Annotated in this window: 12 protein-coding genes and 2 tRNA genes; 8 read left to right on the forward strand and 6 right to left on the reverse strand. The window is 47.4% G+C overall.

The genetic code is table 11. The annotated features are described in order from the left end of the window. Positions 1–141: 141 nt before the first annotated feature. The 3 genes from B5M13_RS12610 to B5M13_RS12620 all read left to right on the forward strand — a co-directional run bounded on the left by B5M13_RS12610 (position 142) and on the right by B5M13_RS12620 (position 1762). Positions 142–228 (forward strand) — tRNA-Ser (locus B5M13_RS12610). Positions 229–310: 82 nt separating this feature from the next. Continuing rightward, positions 311–387 (forward strand) — tRNA-Pro (locus tag B5M13_RS12615). Positions 388–931: 544 nt separating this feature from the next. Further along, positions 932–1762 (forward strand): SGNH/GDSL hydrolase family protein, encoded by an 831-nt coding sequence (locus tag B5M13_RS12620; RefSeq protein WP_080056002.1) that lies wholly within the window; start codon positions 932–934, stop codon positions 1760–1762. A 4-nt stretch (positions 1763–1766) separates the two neighbouring features. Here B5M13_RS12620 and B5M13_RS12625 read toward each other — a convergent pair whose 3' ends face one another. Further along, complete coding sequence (locus B5M13_RS12625) at positions 1767–2453, reverse strand: hypothetical protein (protein WP_080056003.1); 687 nt, start codon at positions 2451–2453, stop codon at positions 1767–1769. Between the two features lie 313 nt (positions 2454–2766). Between B5M13_RS12625 and B5M13_RS12630 the strand changes: the two genes are divergently transcribed. Next, entirely contained in the window at positions 2767–5664 is a 2898-nt protein-coding gene (locus B5M13_RS12630; RefSeq protein WP_080056004.1) for a TonB-dependent receptor, read from the forward strand. Between the two features lie 42 nt (positions 5665–5706). Further along, on the forward strand, positions 5707–7395 hold the full coding sequence (locus B5M13_RS12635; protein WP_080056005.1) for an IPT/TIG domain-containing protein: 1689 nt from the start codon (positions 5707–5709) through the stop codon (positions 7393–7395). 87 nt (positions 7396–7482) lie between these two features. On the opposite strand, the gene B5M13_RS12640 is transcribed toward B5M13_RS12635, so the two are convergent. Together B5M13_RS12640 and B5M13_RS12645 are read right to left on the reverse strand one after the other, a co-directional pair. Beyond that, on the reverse strand, positions 7483–7761 hold the full coding sequence (locus tag B5M13_RS12640) for a hypothetical protein (protein WP_155297242.1): 279 nt from the start codon (positions 7759–7761) through the stop codon (positions 7483–7485). A gap of 317 nt (positions 7762–8078) precedes the next feature. Beyond that, the gene (locus B5M13_RS12645) at positions 8079–8834 is read right to left on the reverse strand and encodes a tyrosine-protein phosphatase (protein WP_080056007.1); all 756 of its coding nucleotides are present in this window, start codon (positions 8832–8834) and stop codon (positions 8079–8081) included. Between the two features lie 280 nt (positions 8835–9114). Here B5M13_RS12645 and B5M13_RS12650 point away from each other — a divergent pair, with 280 nt between their 5' ends. Continuing rightward, positions 9115–10119 carry a glycosyltransferase family 9 protein gene (locus B5M13_RS12650; RefSeq protein ID WP_080056008.1) on the forward strand — a complete coding sequence of 335 codons (1005 nt, stop codon included), beginning with the start codon at positions 9115–9117 and terminating at the stop codon, positions 10117–10119. Positions 10120–10158: 39 nt separating this feature from the next. Further along, complete coding sequence (locus tag B5M13_RS12655) at positions 10159–11784, forward strand: ArnT family glycosyltransferase (protein ID WP_080056009.1); 1626 nt, start codon at positions 10159–10161, stop codon at positions 11782–11784. A 9-nt stretch (positions 11785–11793) separates the two neighbouring features. Here B5M13_RS12655 and B5M13_RS12660 read toward each other — a convergent pair whose 3' ends face one another. From B5M13_RS12660 to B5M13_RS12670, 3 genes are read right to left on the reverse strand one after another with little or no spacing between them, the layout of a single operon-like run. Beyond that, entirely contained in the window at positions 11794–12786 is a 993-nt protein-coding gene (locus tag B5M13_RS12660; protein ID WP_080056010.1) for a glycosyltransferase family 2 protein, read from the reverse strand. Between the two features lie 16 nt (positions 12787–12802). After that, on the reverse strand, positions 12803–14428 hold the full coding sequence (locus tag B5M13_RS12665) for a hypothetical protein (protein WP_245859974.1): 1626 nt from the start codon (positions 14426–14428) through the stop codon (positions 12803–12805). A 54-nt stretch (positions 14429–14482) separates the two neighbouring features. Further along, positions 14483–15208, reverse strand: coding sequence for a hypothetical protein (locus B5M13_RS12670; RefSeq protein WP_245859976.1), 726 nt, complete (start codon positions 15206–15208; stop codon positions 14483–14485). Positions 15209–15509: 301 nt separating this feature from the next. Here B5M13_RS12670 and B5M13_RS12675 point away from each other — a divergent pair, with 301 nt between their 5' ends. Next, a complete protein-coding gene (locus B5M13_RS12675) occupies positions 15510–16631 on the forward strand; it encodes an acyloxyacyl hydrolase (protein WP_245859979.1) in 1122 nt (373 codons plus the stop codon). Positions 16632–16913 lie beyond the last annotated feature (282 nt).

Genomic DNA, 16913 nt, shown 5'->3' on the forward strand with positions numbered 1-16913 from the left:
CTAAGTTGAAGCTTGGTACACTCCGCAGCAGATTGGGGCGAAATTAGTGATTATAAAAAGATTTTAAATTTCCTCTTGACGAAAACATTTAATACCTCTATCTTTGTGTCCCAATCGTTCAGGAAAGAACAGATTGGCTACGGAGAGATGCCTGAGAGGCCGAAAGGAACAGTTTGCTAAACTGTCGTACTGGTAACGGTACCGAGGGTTCGAATCCCTCTCTCTCCGCAGGAGATAAAGTGATACAGTTCCCAACCGAAAGTAAATAAGTTAATGTTATTTCGGCTGTCGCATTTTATAATACAACATTCGGGGTGTAGCGTAGCCCGGTATCGCGCCTGCTTTGGGAGCAGGAGGTCGTAGGTTCGAATCCTGCCACCCCGACCACTCAAAAACCGTCAAGTCTGCATGATTTGGCGGTTTTTCTTTTTATGCCCTGCATATTGGCCGTTTTTTGGGATCAAGGTCAAAAGGGGGCGCTTCGGGATCGGTTGATTCGTATGTTCATGGTCTCCGTCAAATCGGTAACGGTCCCGTCTACAATAAGGACATTGACATGCGTCGCTAAAGTCTGATCGATTAGATCGACGCAGCCTAAGGGCATAATGAGCGTGCACAGACGCAGAATAAAGGTTATTAATCGCCTGAATGAGTGCGTTATTATCTCGAAAGAACTAGCCTTTTTTCTCACCTTTGAGCAGCCTGTAGCTGGACAGCAATATACATTCTTCGGGCAATATGCGATTGCTCAAACTGATTAGTAGAAGCGGAAATCCGTTTGTTTTACTGGCAGCGTAATGAACTTTATAATGGGATAATAGGTGTTATTTCCCAAGACTCGCCACCAGTAGGTTATTTTGCAGAAATACAGTAAAGGACAAGAAGACATTGCTTTTTGCTTGCGATCAACAGACTCTTTGTACAGTCTCGTATGCGGCAATTGCTTGTTTCTCTGGCCCTGATTGGCTTGTTCAGTTCATTTCGTCACCCAGAAATGAGTTGGGTGGCTATTGGCGATTCGATTACGTATCTTAATGAGCATCTGAATGAAACCGGAAATCGGATAACCAAAGGCTATATGACCAGGGTGGTCGAGCAGTTACCCTATATTCATTACACCAATCAGGGGCATAATGGGTGGACGGCGGTGCGAATCGCGCAGCAAATAGAAACCCTAGGCCTGACGAAAGCGGATCTGTATTCGGTATTTCTGGGTACCAACGATTGGTGGGGTGGTAAGCCATTAGGACGGCTCGCTGATTATCAGAATAATACAGGGACGAACACCGTTTATGGCTCGTTCCGGGTGATTATGAATAAGTTGAAAAGCCTGAATCCGAAAGCGCCGATTATACTGATCACACCGATGCAACGGGTCGATTTTGTGTATCTGGCTAATTTCAAGAATAATGCATACGGGTCATATAAGGCCAAAAATGGGCAGCTTCTTGAATCATTTGCGTTGGCTATTGATTCGATAGCCCGTTATGAACAGTTACCAATTGTAGACTTATACCATCTGAAAGGGCTGGATTTAAAACGGTTGGTAAAATACAAACGATTGAAGAATCCGCAGACGGGAGCTTATATGAACTACAAATATCCGGCGTTTATCGATGTACCGTTCAATCCTGAAACCGACGAATATCCATATCCTGTTGAGGCCATCAATAAAACGTATGATGGGCTTCATCCTTCCGATAAAGGATATGCGTTAATTAGCCGCCAGTTGGTCAAAGTAATCAAAAAAGTAGTTGATTAGTCAGTCAGCGATAGCTTCGATAGGCTTCCTGCTTGTAGGCAGATAAACGCCCTCGGGCGGCAACGGTTGCCTGGTTCAATGATTTAAACAGGTAGTTTCTGGCGAGTTGAAGATTCTTGAGCTTTTCCGCTTCTTCCATGATCTGCGTTGTCTGTCGATTGAACTCATGGGCCTGATGGCGAAGGTTATTTAGACAGACCGTTTCATGGAGCGGACTAAAATTTACCACTGAGAGAAGGTCAATAAACCAGCTATAGTACTGACCCAGCAATGCGTATGAATCTTCATACAGGCGAATTTCCTTGTAAAAGAAGGGTTTACGGCTATTAATCGGAAAGCCAGGAAGAGTGAACCGTTGAATTTTCTGATGCAGGTTTTTTAATAGTGAGGTGGCGACGCTATCGCTGGTCGATTGATGACAGAGATCGGCCCAAACAGTATCAATTACCTGTCGTATGCCGGGGGTCGAACCATTCGCTACCTCTTTACGGGCTTCTGTAAGGGTTTGGTACTCGTGAAGTTGTTCGTTGAATTGCTGATTGATCTGGTCAATCCGGTTGATGATCGACTCCAGAATTAATTCTTCGGGGAAAGCTTCCTGTTTGGCTCGTTGCCGCCACTTCGCCATCACTTGGCCCAGCTCGAAAGCCTGGGTCAGTTTTTTGGCCAGCGTGCCTTCGTAAGGTGTCATGAATCGTCTCGCTCTGAATACATACGTTTACACCACCACTCGAAACTGATTTCCGGCAGTTGGTATGAAAAACATTTTGTTATCCGCTAAACCCCGCTCATAATACGTTCCTAATATTCACAATAGAGGATAAGTGTCAGAATATTAGATAGTTAACTTAATAACGTGAGTTTGCTGGTTAATCGGTGGAACAAATAAACAAAAACCACTCTGGGATTAAAAACACGTTAAACAATGATAATATTGGCTTAATCCTGGGGTAACATTAGCCAGATAGTTTTGCGCTGCAAAAAGCGACACCCAAACTATCTTTATGAACCGCAAGCTAGTTCTTCTTTTTTTCTCTCTTGTTTTAACAATACAAACCACCAGGGCACAGGTAAATGTTGGTACCATTCGCGGCACCATTCGGGATGGACAAACCAAGGAAGCCTTAATTGGCTGTACGATCCGAGTCGACGGGACGCAGTTGGGGGTAACCACCGACGTGGAGGGCAACTTTTTAATCGCCAACGTACCCGTCGGAAACCAGAAGGTGATTATCTCCTACATCTCGTACCAGACGAAGGAAATTCCGAATGTTCGGGTTGAATCAGGAAACACAACGGCCATTGAAACGGAGCTGCTCACCGAAGGAAAAGCGCTTCAGGAAGTAGTCGTTCGGGGTAGCCGGGCTACTAATACCGAAGTGGCCGTTATTACCGAGATCAAGCAGATGAAGCCGATAGCCGTAGGGATTTCGGCTCAGCAGATTGTAAAATCGCAGGACCGTGATGCGGCTGCCGCTATTCGTCGGGTTCCGGGCGTGAGTATTGTCGATAACCGATTTGTACTGATCCGGGGATTGGCCGCCCGGTATAACTCGGTGCTTATCAACGATGTGATTACACCATCGACCGAGGTAGACACCCGTTCGTTCTCGTTCGATCTGGTGCCCAGCAACATCATCGACCGGATGATCGTATTCAAATCCGGATCGGCTGAATTACCCGGTGATTTCGCTGGGGGTGTTATTAAGATTTATACCAAGCGTCGGCCCGACCAGAATTTTACGGATGCGGGCCTAACGCTGGGGTATCGCGCCAATACGACGTTTCAGACGGTACAGACCCAGACCCGAAGCGGCTTGAACTGGCTGGGGCTCTGGGGAGCCGATCAGCAGATTCCGAGCAGCTTTCCTACAAAATTTGGTGAGTTCAATTCACTGAATCCACTTCAACGGGCTGCCTATGCACAGTTGCTGCCCAATTCCTGGGGATTGAAAAATTATTCGGTATCGCCGGATATCCGGTTTGCTTTGAACCTGGGTCGTCGGTTCGATGTGGGATCTATTCGGTTTAGTAATTTGACCAGTATCAACTACGCTTCGACCAATCAGTTTTCGAACATCGATCTCAAATTGTACGATAACGGTACTATTGCCAACGCCGTAGCTGAACAATATAATGATGCCAATTACGCACGGCAGTCACGGCTGGGGGTACTGCATAACTGGACGGCCCGGTTCGCGTCCGGCTTTACGCTGGAGTGGAAAACACTCTTCAACCAGTTGAGTACTACCGAAACCGTGGTGCGTAGCGGTCAGCGTATTCAGGATGGATTTGACGTTCGGAGTTTCTCGGAGCGGTTCGAAAACCGGAGTATTCTAACGTCGCAAGTGTCGGGTGAACATTCGATTAGTGAACTGACCAAGTTCAACTGGATTGCCAGCTTTGGGTATACGGGGCGCTGGGAGCCCGATTGGAAACGGGTTCGCTATCAGCGGGTAACGGGCGCTAGTGGTACCGACGGACAACTTCAACCCTTCTCTATTGCCACACCGAACGACCCAAACCCTATTGACGTGGGTCGATTCTACTCGAAGTTACATGAGTATGTGGTATCGGCAATCGGCAATGGTGAACACACTTTTGGCAACCCGACCGATCGGGAACCGAATCGGATTCGGTTTGGGGTGTATGCCGAACAAAAAAATCGGGATTATTCGGCCCGTTTCTATGGCTATCAAAGCGTCGGTAATAGCTCAGTCGCCAAATCCAGTGATATTAACAATGCCTTTAGTCCGGCTAACGTAAACGGTCAAAATGGGTTCTCGCTGCTGGATGGCACGAAACCGCTGGATTCATACAAAGGGATCAATACTTATCTGTCTGGCTATGTTACGGGTGATGTTTACTTTGGACCGAAGGCCAATTTGACGCTTGGTTTCCGTGGCGAATACAATGATCAGGGTATTCGGGCTACCCGGACAACGGTTGAAGAACAACTGGTTTCCAATAAAGTATTTAGCCCGCTGCCTTCGCTGAATTTCACCTATAAGCTTAGCGATCGGACCAATCTCCGGCTGGCATATTCATCCTCTGTAAACCGACCTGAGTTTCGTGAGTTAGCCCCCTTCAGCTATTTCGACTTTAATCTGCTGGCCGATATTCGTGGGAACACGGCATTGAAAACCGCCAACATTCAGAATATCGACGCCAAATGGGAGTTTTACCCAACGCCAAACGAGTTGATTTCGGTGACGGGTTTTTACAAGCATTTTACAAACCCCATCGAATCGTTCCTGCTGATCCAGGCGAATGGGCTGGCTTATACGTTTGCCAATGCCAATTCTGCTCAGAATTACGGCGTTGAACTGGAAGTACGCAAAGGATTCTCAAATTCATCGAGTGTCTTTCTGCAAAATCTGTCGGTAGTCGGTAACGTATCGCTCATTAAAAGCCAGGTTAATGTGGGCGATATTGTCCGGGCTCCAGATTTGAGTGGCGAAGTTCGGGAATATGATATTCGGGGTATTGCCGATACCCAGCGCCCACTGGCAGGCCAGTCGCCTTACCTGATCAATGCCGGTCTGTATTATGCGGCTCCAAACTCCGGCTGGCAGGCCAATATTCTCTACAACGTTTTTGGTCAGCGGATTTTCGCCGTAGGCAACCGAAACAACCCCACTATTTACGAGATGCCGCGTAACGTAGTGGATCTGAATGTAACCAAACTGGTCAATAAAAAGCTGGAACTGCGGCTGGGTATTCAGGACCTGCTGAACCAATACGTCCGGTTTGTACAGGATTTCAGTCATGATGGCAAAATCGGTAGCGATGTTACTTCGCAAACTGCTGATGCTGACCAAACGATTCGTCGATTCAAACGGGGTAGCTACTACACCCTTAGTGCCGTGTACACCTTTGGTCGCCGAACGATAATTCCTTAAGTGTTTACCAATCCAATTCAACTAAATTAACTGTTTATGCAAATGCATCAAGTGCGCCGTCGAATGGCTGGCTGGGCTTATCTGCTACTGACGGGTGTCGGACTGTTTGCTGCCGTTTCGGCCTGTAAGAATGATGATACCCCGGCTCCGGTACTGAGTATTACGTCTATTTCGCCTACGTCGGCACCGGTTGGGTCTAGTGTAGTGATTACCGGTACAGCTTTCAATGCCACGCCATCCAGCAACACGGTAACCTTCGGTACAGTGCCCGCACAGGTAACCGGTGCTAACACGACGTCATTAACTGTAATTGTTCCGGCGAATGCAGGTACACCTATTGCCGTAACTACAGGCGGAGCAACGGTAAGCAGCACAACGGCCTTCCAACTGGGTAACAAACCCGTAATTACTGTTGCGAGCAACATTACAGCCACAACAAACTGGACGGCGGGTAATATTTACGTTATTCAGGGCTTTGTGAGTGTTACGTCAGGAGCGACGCTAAATATTGAAAAGGGAACGATTATCAAAGGGGCTCCCAAAGAGCAGGACCCTTCAGGACAGGGCAAAGGCGGAACGCTGATCATTCAGGCGGGGGCTAAGATCAACGCGGTAGGTACGGTTGATTCGCCCATCATTTTCACTTCCAGCAAAGCCGCCGGTTCCCGTAATTATGGCGACTGGGGTGGTGTTGTTCTTATTGGGAAAGCTCCCCATAACCAGCCCAGCGTAACGGCATTTGAAGGCGGCATTCCGGGTACGATTGGTGCCTATACGGATGTGAATGACAACTCGGGTGTCATGCAGTATTGCCGGATCGAATTTGGCGGTATTGCCCTGAGTAACCTGGCAAACAGCGAAATCAACGGCCTTACTTTATATGGAGTAGGTGCTGGTACCACGATTGACCACATCCAGGTTTCATATAGCGGTGATGATTCCTACGAATGGTTCGGTGGTACAGTAAATATGAAGAACCTGATCGCTTTCCGGGGGTGGGACGACGATTGGGATACCGACTGGGGTTATGTGGGTAAAGTACAGTATGGTGTATCGCTGCGCGACCCAGACGTAGCCGACCAATCGGGTTCTAATGGATTTGAGTCAGATAACTTTAACCCAGGTGCCCCAGCAACGGCTGCTAACAACGGATTGCCTCTTACTGCGCCTGTGTTTGCCAACATGAGCAATTTTGTAACAACTGGTACACCTTCGAATGCCGCGTCGGCCAAAGGTAGTGGTCCCTTCCAGTCGGGTATGCACCTGCGTCGGAATACGTCGATCAGCATTTTCAATTCACTGTTAGTTGGTTACCCAGAAGGCTTACGGTTAGACGCTCAGACAGGTACAACCAACACGCTCGATAACGCCACGGCTGGCAACCTGCAACTGCGTGGTATTGTGATTGCAAACTGCACGACGCCAGTTCGGGGGGCTCAGTCGATTACGAACGATCAGGCGACGGCTTTCTTTGGTACGGCTGCCTACCAGAACCAGATCATTGCCAGCACGGATTTGAGCAAGCTGCTGCTCAACTCGGCTACCTTCAACCTGACCACTCCCAACTTCCTGCCCCAGTCGGGTTCTCCACTGCTGACAGGAGCTATCTGGGACGGTAAGGGAGCGGATGCTTTCTTCACCAAAGAAACGTTCAAGGGTGCTTTTGGGACCACCGACTGGACGAAAGGCTGGACCAACTGGGACCCACAAAACGCAAACTACGACAAATAAGCCTTCAGTTGCCACATAGGTGTCGATCAGATAGCCAGGGTTTTTACTCTGGCTATTTTTTATGGCTGCTGGCTAATTGAAAGCGGTTTATCTGGATGAGCAGCTAATAGCCTGCGTGACTGTCGTGCTGAAACCACCGGGGCCGTAATCGGAAGTCCCGTTTCGCTTGATCAGCGAATCACGATCAGCCATGCCACATACTTCGTAGGTTACCGAATTCGAAGTAGGAACATAAACCCCAGCTGCGCCTTTGTAGCTATATCGAATGGAACAATCATAGCACTGACTAGCCTCAATATCTTCCTTTTTTTTGCAGGCTGTAAACAGGGCCGAGAGACCAATAAAGATCAGTGTAGATTTATTCATGGATGAGCAGAACAGGTAAAAGGCTAAATAAATCAATGAAATTTTGTCATACTTCGACTGAATCGACAACTTTTACGAAAATATACGACTTTGTGCGATCTGAAGAAGCAACGGGTTTATATCTGGCTGACTACTTTCTCGAATGGTAATGAAAGAGGTATAAGGCTTTCATTACCATATAGTTATTCAACGCAAAAAAAATGCCAATCATAACGGTATTGCATCCAAACGTTTGGTCAGAGGTGAGGTTTCCCACTACAGGCACGATCACTCAAAGATTAAGGAAAGATACCGACAAAAAATTACAGCATCGATACCTACGAAAGCTGGCTGTTGAGCAAGGGTTGCTGGCTAAGTAGATCGAGTGTGTCTTGGTCGAAGACCTGCTCAAGGGTTGTTAAATGAGTCAGACGATGCAAATCGCTTCCGATAAAATCAATATCCTTTGATTGGAGGAGTTTATGCGCAAGCTGCTGAGCCCGTTTGCCATAGTGACCCGCTAAAGACATTAAATTGAGTTGAAACAAACACCCTTTATCTTTCAGAGCCATTAGTTGCTCGGGCGAACTCTGGTAATAGTGGTAGCGTTCGGGGTGGGCCAATACAGGTTTATAGCCCTTTAGCTGCATCAGGAACAAATACTGATCCAATTGCCGGGGAGAGTTTGCCCAGCCAGTCTCAAAGAGAACAAACCGATCTTTTCCGAAACAGAGTACCTCATCTTGTTCCAGCAAGGTGTAATACCATTCATCGACAAGATATTCAGCGGCTAACGAGAATTGAATGGGGAGGTTAGCATCTGCAATGGCCTGTTGCACAGTGAGGGTGACCTGTTTTAACCGTTGTACCTCATTCGGATAATAATCCTGACTAATGTGGGGAGTGCAGATAACGCCTTTTATGCCCCAGTCCACATATTTCTGAAGACAGGCCAGGGTATCCTCCAGCGTAGGTAAGCCATCATCTACGCCAGGTAAAATGTGGTTGTGTAAGTCAACGGGCCAAATGTCTGCAAAGCTTTTCTGAACAGTTGAGTGTTTATTGGTAAGCCAATTTGTGAAGTCTTTCCACATAAAGTGTGCAAATACTCTTTATAATAAAGAAATAATTTATATTTTTGATAATAAGTAAACTAAATATAAGTGACAATTTCTTTTATTCCGAAATATGTCTACTTAATATAAGTCAACAAATTACTTGTTTTAATTCAAAGTTAACAATCGTTGGGCGTAAATGAAACCTGACCGGATGCCGACGGCTGCGATTGAGTAGAATATGATGGAATGGATTTGAAAGACTTGTAGGTAAACGATTGATCGCTAAAGTTATAATTAACGTAGATGGGCAGGGTTGATGAAAGTACTGATACTACGGTTTTCCTCGATAGGTGATATTATTCTGACAACCCCCGTTGTCAGGGGCCTGAAACAGCAACTACCAGGGGCGGAAATTCATTTCTGTACCAAACGAGCTTATGCTCCGCTGATTGAACACAATCCCTTTATTGATCGGTGTCATTATCTGGACAGCAGTTTGTGGGTGTTGGTTCGACGGTTACAGGCTGAACGATTCGACCTGATTATTGATCTGCACAATAATGTACGTACCACTCTTATCAAGGCGGCTTTATTGACGAAAGCCCATACAGTCAATAAATTGAATATCCGAAAATGGGTATACGTGCGCTGGAAATGGAATGTTATGCCCGATGAGCACATTGTCAATCGGTATATGGCGACTGTTGAGCCGCTTGGCGTTGCTGAAGATGGTTCTGGGCTGGATTATTTTGTGCCAGATCGGGACCAGATCAGTAAAACGGAGTTGCCCTTAACGCACCAGTCAGGGTATGTAGCCTATGCCATTGGCGGACAGCATGCAACCAAGCGGTTGCCAGTGGGGCCTATGATTGAACTTTGTAAAAAAATTGATGCCCCCATCGTCTTACTGGGTGATGCCGAAGATCGGGTTGTAGGTGATCAGATCGTGCAGGCACTGGGTGACCGGTTAATTTATAATGCCTGCGGACGGTATTCGCTGAATCAATCGGCATCCCTGCTGCGACAAGCTCGAGTTGTGTTTAGCCACGATACGGGGCTGATGCATATGGCAGCCGCGCTGAAAAAAACAGTGTACTCCATCTGGGGAAGTACAACGCCCCAATTGGGGATGTATCCCTATAAAACTCGTTACGTGCTGATCGAAAACAAAGGGCTGGCCTGTCGGCCCTGTTCGAAGATTGGACATAATCAGTGCCCAAAACAACATTTTCGATGTATGAATGATCTGTCGTTCGATTCGGTGGAATCCGTTCATTCATCGGTTTGGTCGGAGACAGAAAACTTGGTTCAGACTCCTTAGTGACTGGCGAACAATCGTAGATCAATTAGCACCCTTACTATGCTTGCAACTCCTTCCCGGCAAACGCTGAAACTACATGATCGCAATTTTTTTTCGACCAGCTGGACGAGCGTGCTGGTTGCCGGGCTGGTCGTGGTGCTCGTCTCGCACCTGGGCTTAATTCCGCTCGATATGGGAGATGAGTCGCGTAGGGCGCTCGTTTCGCTGGAAATGATTTTATCGGGCGATTATATCACGCCTACCCTAAACGGCGAGCGGTATTTTAATAAACCACCCCTTTTTAACTGGCTGATTATTGGATCGTACAGCCTGTTTGGCAACTATTCGTCGTTTGCGCTCCGATTCCCCATGCTTGTTTCATTGCTGCTTTTCGGGCTAACGATTGGCGCTTTTGTACGACGATACACTACCCCAACTATTGCCATTGCTGCCTCACTGATGACGCTGACGACGGGTCGGGTACTGCTCTATGATTCTATGCTGGGGCTGATCGAGATTACGTTTGCCTGGATCACCTACACGGCCATGATGCTTGTGTATCATTTCGATCAGAAACGCCAGTATTGGTGGCTGTATCTGTCGACCTATACGCTCACAGCGGTTGGTTTTTTATTGAAAGGATTGCCGCCGATTGCGTTTCAGGGGTTAACCCTGGTCGGATGGTTTTTGTATACACGTCAGCTAAAGCGACTTATACACCCGGCTCATTTGGCGGGAATCGCACTCTTTTTGCTGATAACAGGTAGTTATTATCTGGCGTATCTGAACCGAAACGCCATTCCGTTTAGTGATATCGCTACGGTATTGTTCAGAGAAAGTGCGAAACGAACCGGCCTGAAATTTGGACTTGCCGAAACGCTGCTTCACCTGGTTACCTTTCCAGTTGAGGCTATCTATCATTTTTTGCCCTATCTGTTACTGGTTGTGCTTCTGATCCGTCGCAACTTGCTGAGGGTATTGAAAGCGAATTCGTTTGTCCTGTTTAACGCACTCACATTCAGTACGACAGTCTTGATCTACTGGTCGTCGCCACAAGTGTATGGGCGTTACCTTATTGGGTTGGTACCGTTGTTGTTGACGGTGCTGGCGTATCTGTATTACAACTACTCGTCCCCAACGGATCGTCCACGCTGGTGGATAGAACGGATCTGGCTGGTGGCTACAGGCATCGTTGCGGTGGGAGTTTGGACGGCCGTGTTCTATCCTGCCACGCGGGCATTGCCGGGAGTAATCTGGAAAACGACCCTTGTATCGGGATTGCTGGCGGCTCTGACCTGGCTACTGTACCGGCCTTCGCCGAATCGGTTAGGGCTAATGTTGGCTGTGATGGTCGTCGTACGTTTAGGATTCAACTGGCTGGTTTTGCCAGGGCGGGTGGCCAAGCGTCAATTTTATCAGGACACTTCGGAGCAGGCAGCCAGATTAACGCGCGGGTATCCCCTATACAGCTACGGTACAACAATCGGCAACGATTCGCCAACCGATGCTAATTCGTTTCATATTGCGGCTTTGCGTGGTGATATTCTTCGGATAACCAAACGCAAACAGCCCAACGCCTATTACATCGCCGATTCGCTGAACCTAGTGGGGCAACGCTACCAGGTTGTTGGACAGATCGTTCTATTTGACCGGCATCCGGCCTATGTTGTTCGATTCTTGAACTAGGACCGATTATTAGCCGGCCTGGCTATGAAAGACAGTTGATATGGAAGGAAGAACAGCCACCTCATTCGAATAGATCTTTCGTACCGTGTAGGGCTTTTTATGCTGTGACTCAAAGTATGTGCGCATCTGAAGCTCAGCCATGATCCCAAAGCCTATAAATTGCAACCCTGCCAGAAAGCAGACTATCCCAATGACCAGGGGTGAGTTCCCCGTTTCGCTATGGCCGAAAGCTGTCTGAATCAGCCAATAACTTAATAGGCCAAGGCCTGACAATGAGCTTAGGACACCCCAACCGCCAAACAGGTGCATGGGTTTCTGAAGGTATTTTTTCAGGAAAAGTATAAGCATCAGGTCACTTATTACTTTCAGGGTACGGTTCATGCCATACTTCGACTTGCCAGCCTGACGGGCGTGGTGCCGGACAGGTACCTGCATCATCCGGGCTCCTTCCAGATGAGCCAGAATCGGGATAAAGCGGTGCAACTCGCCATAAATTTTCAGCCGCTTTGCCAGATCGGCCCGGAATACTTTCAGCGTGCATCCATAATCGGTCCAGCGTATACCGGTTGTGCGGGTTATCAAGCCATTCGCGAGCCGACTGGGCCATTTTCGCAGAATAGCATGGTCCTGCCGGTGTGCACGGATACCCGCTACCAGATCGTAATCACCTTCAATAGCCAGTGTCAGCATCTGCGGAATATCGGCGGGATCGTTCTGCAAATCACCATCCATCGTGACAACATATTCCCCACGGGCCGCGTCGATTCCGGCCTGGAGCGCTGCACTCTGCCCGTAATTTTTCTGTAAGTCTAGAATGCGCAGTCGATCCTGTGCCAGGGCTCGCAGTTCGAGTAAGGTTTGATCCGTAGAGCCATCGTTCACATAGATTAATTCATAATCAAATACCGATAAAGCCTGCTGAATTTGCCGAACTAGTGGCTGGCAGTTGCCCGCTTCATTGAACACGCAAACAACAATCGATAGATAGGGGGAGGCCTGCATAAGTAGGAATGTTGGCTTATTTACAATACATTTCGGCTTTGATTTTAAGCGTCCAGTCGGGCTTATCAACCAGGTAGTTATCCTGACGAAGTGGCCAGGTTGCTCCGCCATCGGTACTGGCCCGGAAATCATAATATCGGCCAATTTGCAGTTTATATGATGTTACTTTTCGCTGGTAACGAGTTGCCGTAATCAGATCGTGCCAGTTTTCCTTTCCGACCTCGCTGTACTGGGTTTTGATCAAAGATGGCAGCGAGGATTCGTCCAGTTTAGTGCCGCCCGGGCAGGAAAAGGTAAATTCTAAATCCATAACCGGAGGCACTGGGAGGGGGGCCAGGTTAATAGCCACTGGGGTCGGATCGCAGGTTGAGCCAGGACCTGATTCCGCTATCAATCCCCCTTTGGCACCTTTGCCCCAGGCATCGGTTTCATCGAATACTTGCAGCTTCAGCCGTCGGTTTCGTGACTGATTGTAAATGCTGATGACCGACCCATTATTGACATTCGCGTAAAAACTGGCTGTCTGCTGACCCGTCGACACATCGATCAGTTTGCAGAGATAATTTACATCGACATTCGCCAGTTTGCTGCTCACCTTAAAGACAGGTCCTACTGAACAGATCGATTCGCCCCAACCTACGACATACCCGGCTGTGTAAGGGGCAGTAGCCTGATATTCAAGCCGATTGGTTTGTGGATTCCGTTTTATGACGCCCGGTTTTTCTTCCTGCCATCGGTACGTAAAGTCGTCAAAGCTATACAATGGGATGGAGTCACCTGCCTGGATCGCCCGCCCAGCCGTTACGTTATACGTGCCGGGATTCAGTTCCATAGTCAAGGGGAGCGGTTGCGAGCTGGTTCGGACCAGATCATAGCGGTTGTTATACAGTTGTATTGTTACCGAACCGGCAATGGATAAAACGCGAATGTTACCAAGCGATGGCCCACCATTACGGCCGTTAACGTTCGTCATCACGCCACCTCCGGGAATGTAAGCCGTAGCGTAATCGCTGCGAGCATTTGTATGGATAACCGCCAGGGTTAGGTCGCCACCTATGGGTTGTCCATCACGATCGGTTAGTTTCGCTCCGGTTGGGATTGTTACTGTAGCATGGTCGGCATCGCTGGTTCGCTGCGTGGTGGTAGTGGTAAAGGCCGCCTTAACAGTTCCGTCGGAATTGGCCGATCCAGTGGTTCGGGCGGCTGCAAGGGTGGGTGGTGGGTTTTGCAAGCTTATCCAGCGTAGCGAACGGGATTGCCGGTTCAGGTTGGTTAGTACGAAAGGCTGTATAATCGTTAAGTAATCGGGAGCTTCGGCCACCACCGAAAAGCGGAAAGGATGCTGGGAAGAAACCGCACCCGCAGCATCGGGCGATACGGCGGCCAGCAAAATACCATCGCTGTTGATTTTGTAGCGGGTCGTATTTACGGTTGTTACAACCTGGCCTGCATCTGGTCCTGCCATCTTCACCTGAGTATTGGTTGGAAGCGGTTTATTGGCCGGATCGTAAAAGCGACATTCGATCACACCAGCATCAATAGGATCTTTCAAACCAAGTTTAACGCCATCGAGTGGGTTTTTACAAGCCTCAAGGCTCATCAGGCCTACCAGCAGACAATAAAGGAGATATCGAATGTACATGGATAAAGCGAGCAGGATAGTATGAACGATCTGATACGCAAGGTCTAATGTGATCTAATTAACCGATTGAGTACGCTTCCGTGCGTTGGTAAGGGTATACGAAAGGGTCAGGTTGATTGTGGGGAGATAGCGATAGTTCGATAAATTGCGCTCCACGATGGGGACTTGTTCATCGATTGTGGTAGTTTCCAGGAAGCCCTCATAGTCAAGGCTAACCGATGGCTTACCCAGGTAAAAGACGCCCATTTCGATTCCTGCACCAAACCGTTTATTAGGTAGACTACGACCAAATCCCCAGCCTAAGTAACCCACTACCGGGTGCCAGCGAAAACCAATATTGACAGTGCCCACATCCTCAGGCGTCATTACGAGCCCATCCAAGTCCAGTTTGTTTTCTGCGCTAAGTATAAAGCGCATGTCAGGATGCCAGGTATAACCCACGCCACCCGTAACGAAAAACGAACTTTTCTGAAAAGGATGCCATTTCAACGAGGCTAGTGCCATGCCAATCGTAATGTCGGGGTTGATCTGTATATAGGAATCGGACGAGGCTTTCAAACGGACTGTTTGCCGATACGCAGCATATTGGCCTCCAACACGCAGGATCAACCGATTAGACTGACTGAGTACCCGGTTGTATAAAATACCTGGTCCCGTTGTGCCTAAGTACCCGCTAATGGCTTGTTGAGGCTGGTCTCGGCGCAACGAGTCTGGAGGAGTCGCAGATACTGGTTGGCCTAGCCCCAATAAATAGGTCATTACTACTATAGATAAAGGCATAGTCTATTGGTTAAATACGAACTGAATTTATGTTACTAAATTTGATATTAGTTAATAAATAATAGATTAAAAATTTGATTTGTTAACTATTTGTTCGAATATAGCAAAGAATATTCAAAAACGGTTCTCTATTATGTACCTTCAAGTATGAAAAAATGTATTTTCTTCAACTATTTCATGAGTAAGTCCAGTTTAGTGGTTTAAAGTACATCTTCAAAAAAATTGAGCCCTGTATTGCAGCTTTCGCGCTCCCAGTTACAGGGCAGATAATCTAAATAAGTAGTCAGAGTCTTCCTTAACGATGCGATTTCAGCGAAATGCATACATGCGTAGGCTGGCCTTTATTGGGGTCAATGCGGCCTTGTATAGCTTGTATATACCTGTAGCGTTAGGCCAGATGAATCAAGCGTCGGATGAACGTGAAGTAGGGCTCAATCTATTGGCTGGCCTGTATGCCTCCAATCGAATCGTTCCTGTGTCTACGCAGGCACCGGTTGGGTTTGAGGTACGCTATAACCGGATGCACACGAGCCAGCAGGCATGGGAGCAGTGTCATTGCCTGTACCGATCCGGTGTTTTTCTGAACGCCTATTCATTTCGGAACCCTGTAGCACTAGGCCAGTCGATTGGAGCAGGATTATTTTTTGAACCAATACTGCTTCATCGCACGCGATGGGATGTGTCGGTGCGAGCCCTGGCTGGGATTGCGTATGTTTCTCGTTTTTACGATGAAGTAACAAATCCGGGTAATAGAGCATTTGGAACACCCGTCAATGGCCTTATTGGCACGGGCCTATATGGCCGCTATGCTATTTCTACTCACTGGAAGCTACTAGCCGGGTTCGATTACAAACACATATCAAATGCAGGGGTGAGGCTGCCCAATGAAGGGTTGAATATTCCATCGGCAACGGTTGGGCTGACGTACTACACAGGTAAAATAGTACGTCCCCCTCACTATAAACAGGTTTCGGAGCCGGTTAAGCGCTGGATGGTTCGAGGCCTTGCTCTGGCATCGGTTAAGGTACTTGAAGCGACCGATAAAGAACCGGAGAGAGGCTACCCAATCTTTGGCCTGAATCTGATAGGAGGCTACCATCTGACACGCACACATGTTATCTCAGGAGGTGTCGAGCTACTGGATGATCGGTACTTTAAAGAGCAGATTTTACGTTGGTCAGGCCATTATCAGCCTTATCGACAGGTCACCGTGTTGGGGGGGTACGAATTCTGGCAAGGGCATTTTGCCTTTACGGCCCATATGGGATGGAATCTAGTTCGGCCCTTTGGGTATAAACCCGCTACCTATCAGAAGTATGGATTGCTCTATCGGTTTGCTAACGGGTTGACCACAGGAGTAGCTGTTAAAGCGTATGGCGAAAACACTAAAAATTTCCAGGCATTAGTAGGTATGACACTATAATTCGCCCCAAAATCGGTTGCCTGAAGTAGCCGTAATGAGTGTCATTTATGTTTACGAAGTATGGAAATTGTAAATATTTAATAAAAAATAAGTTTATATTAATTAAAAACATTTATATTATAATTAATTTTAATTTGCATTTTAAATCAGTATAATATTTTATATATTTAGATATAGTTAGAATTATATTCTTAATTTTACTGATAAAACCATTGTAAATTATTTTTTATTAAAAATATATTCAAGAAAACTTTTTTTATATTTGGTAACAAATTATCTTTG

Origin of the sequence: Spirosoma aerolatum, assembly GCF_002056795.1 — a bacterium.
Taxonomy (GTDB): domain Bacteria; phylum Bacteroidota; class Bacteroidia; order Cytophagales; family Spirosomataceae; genus Spirosoma; species Spirosoma aerolatum.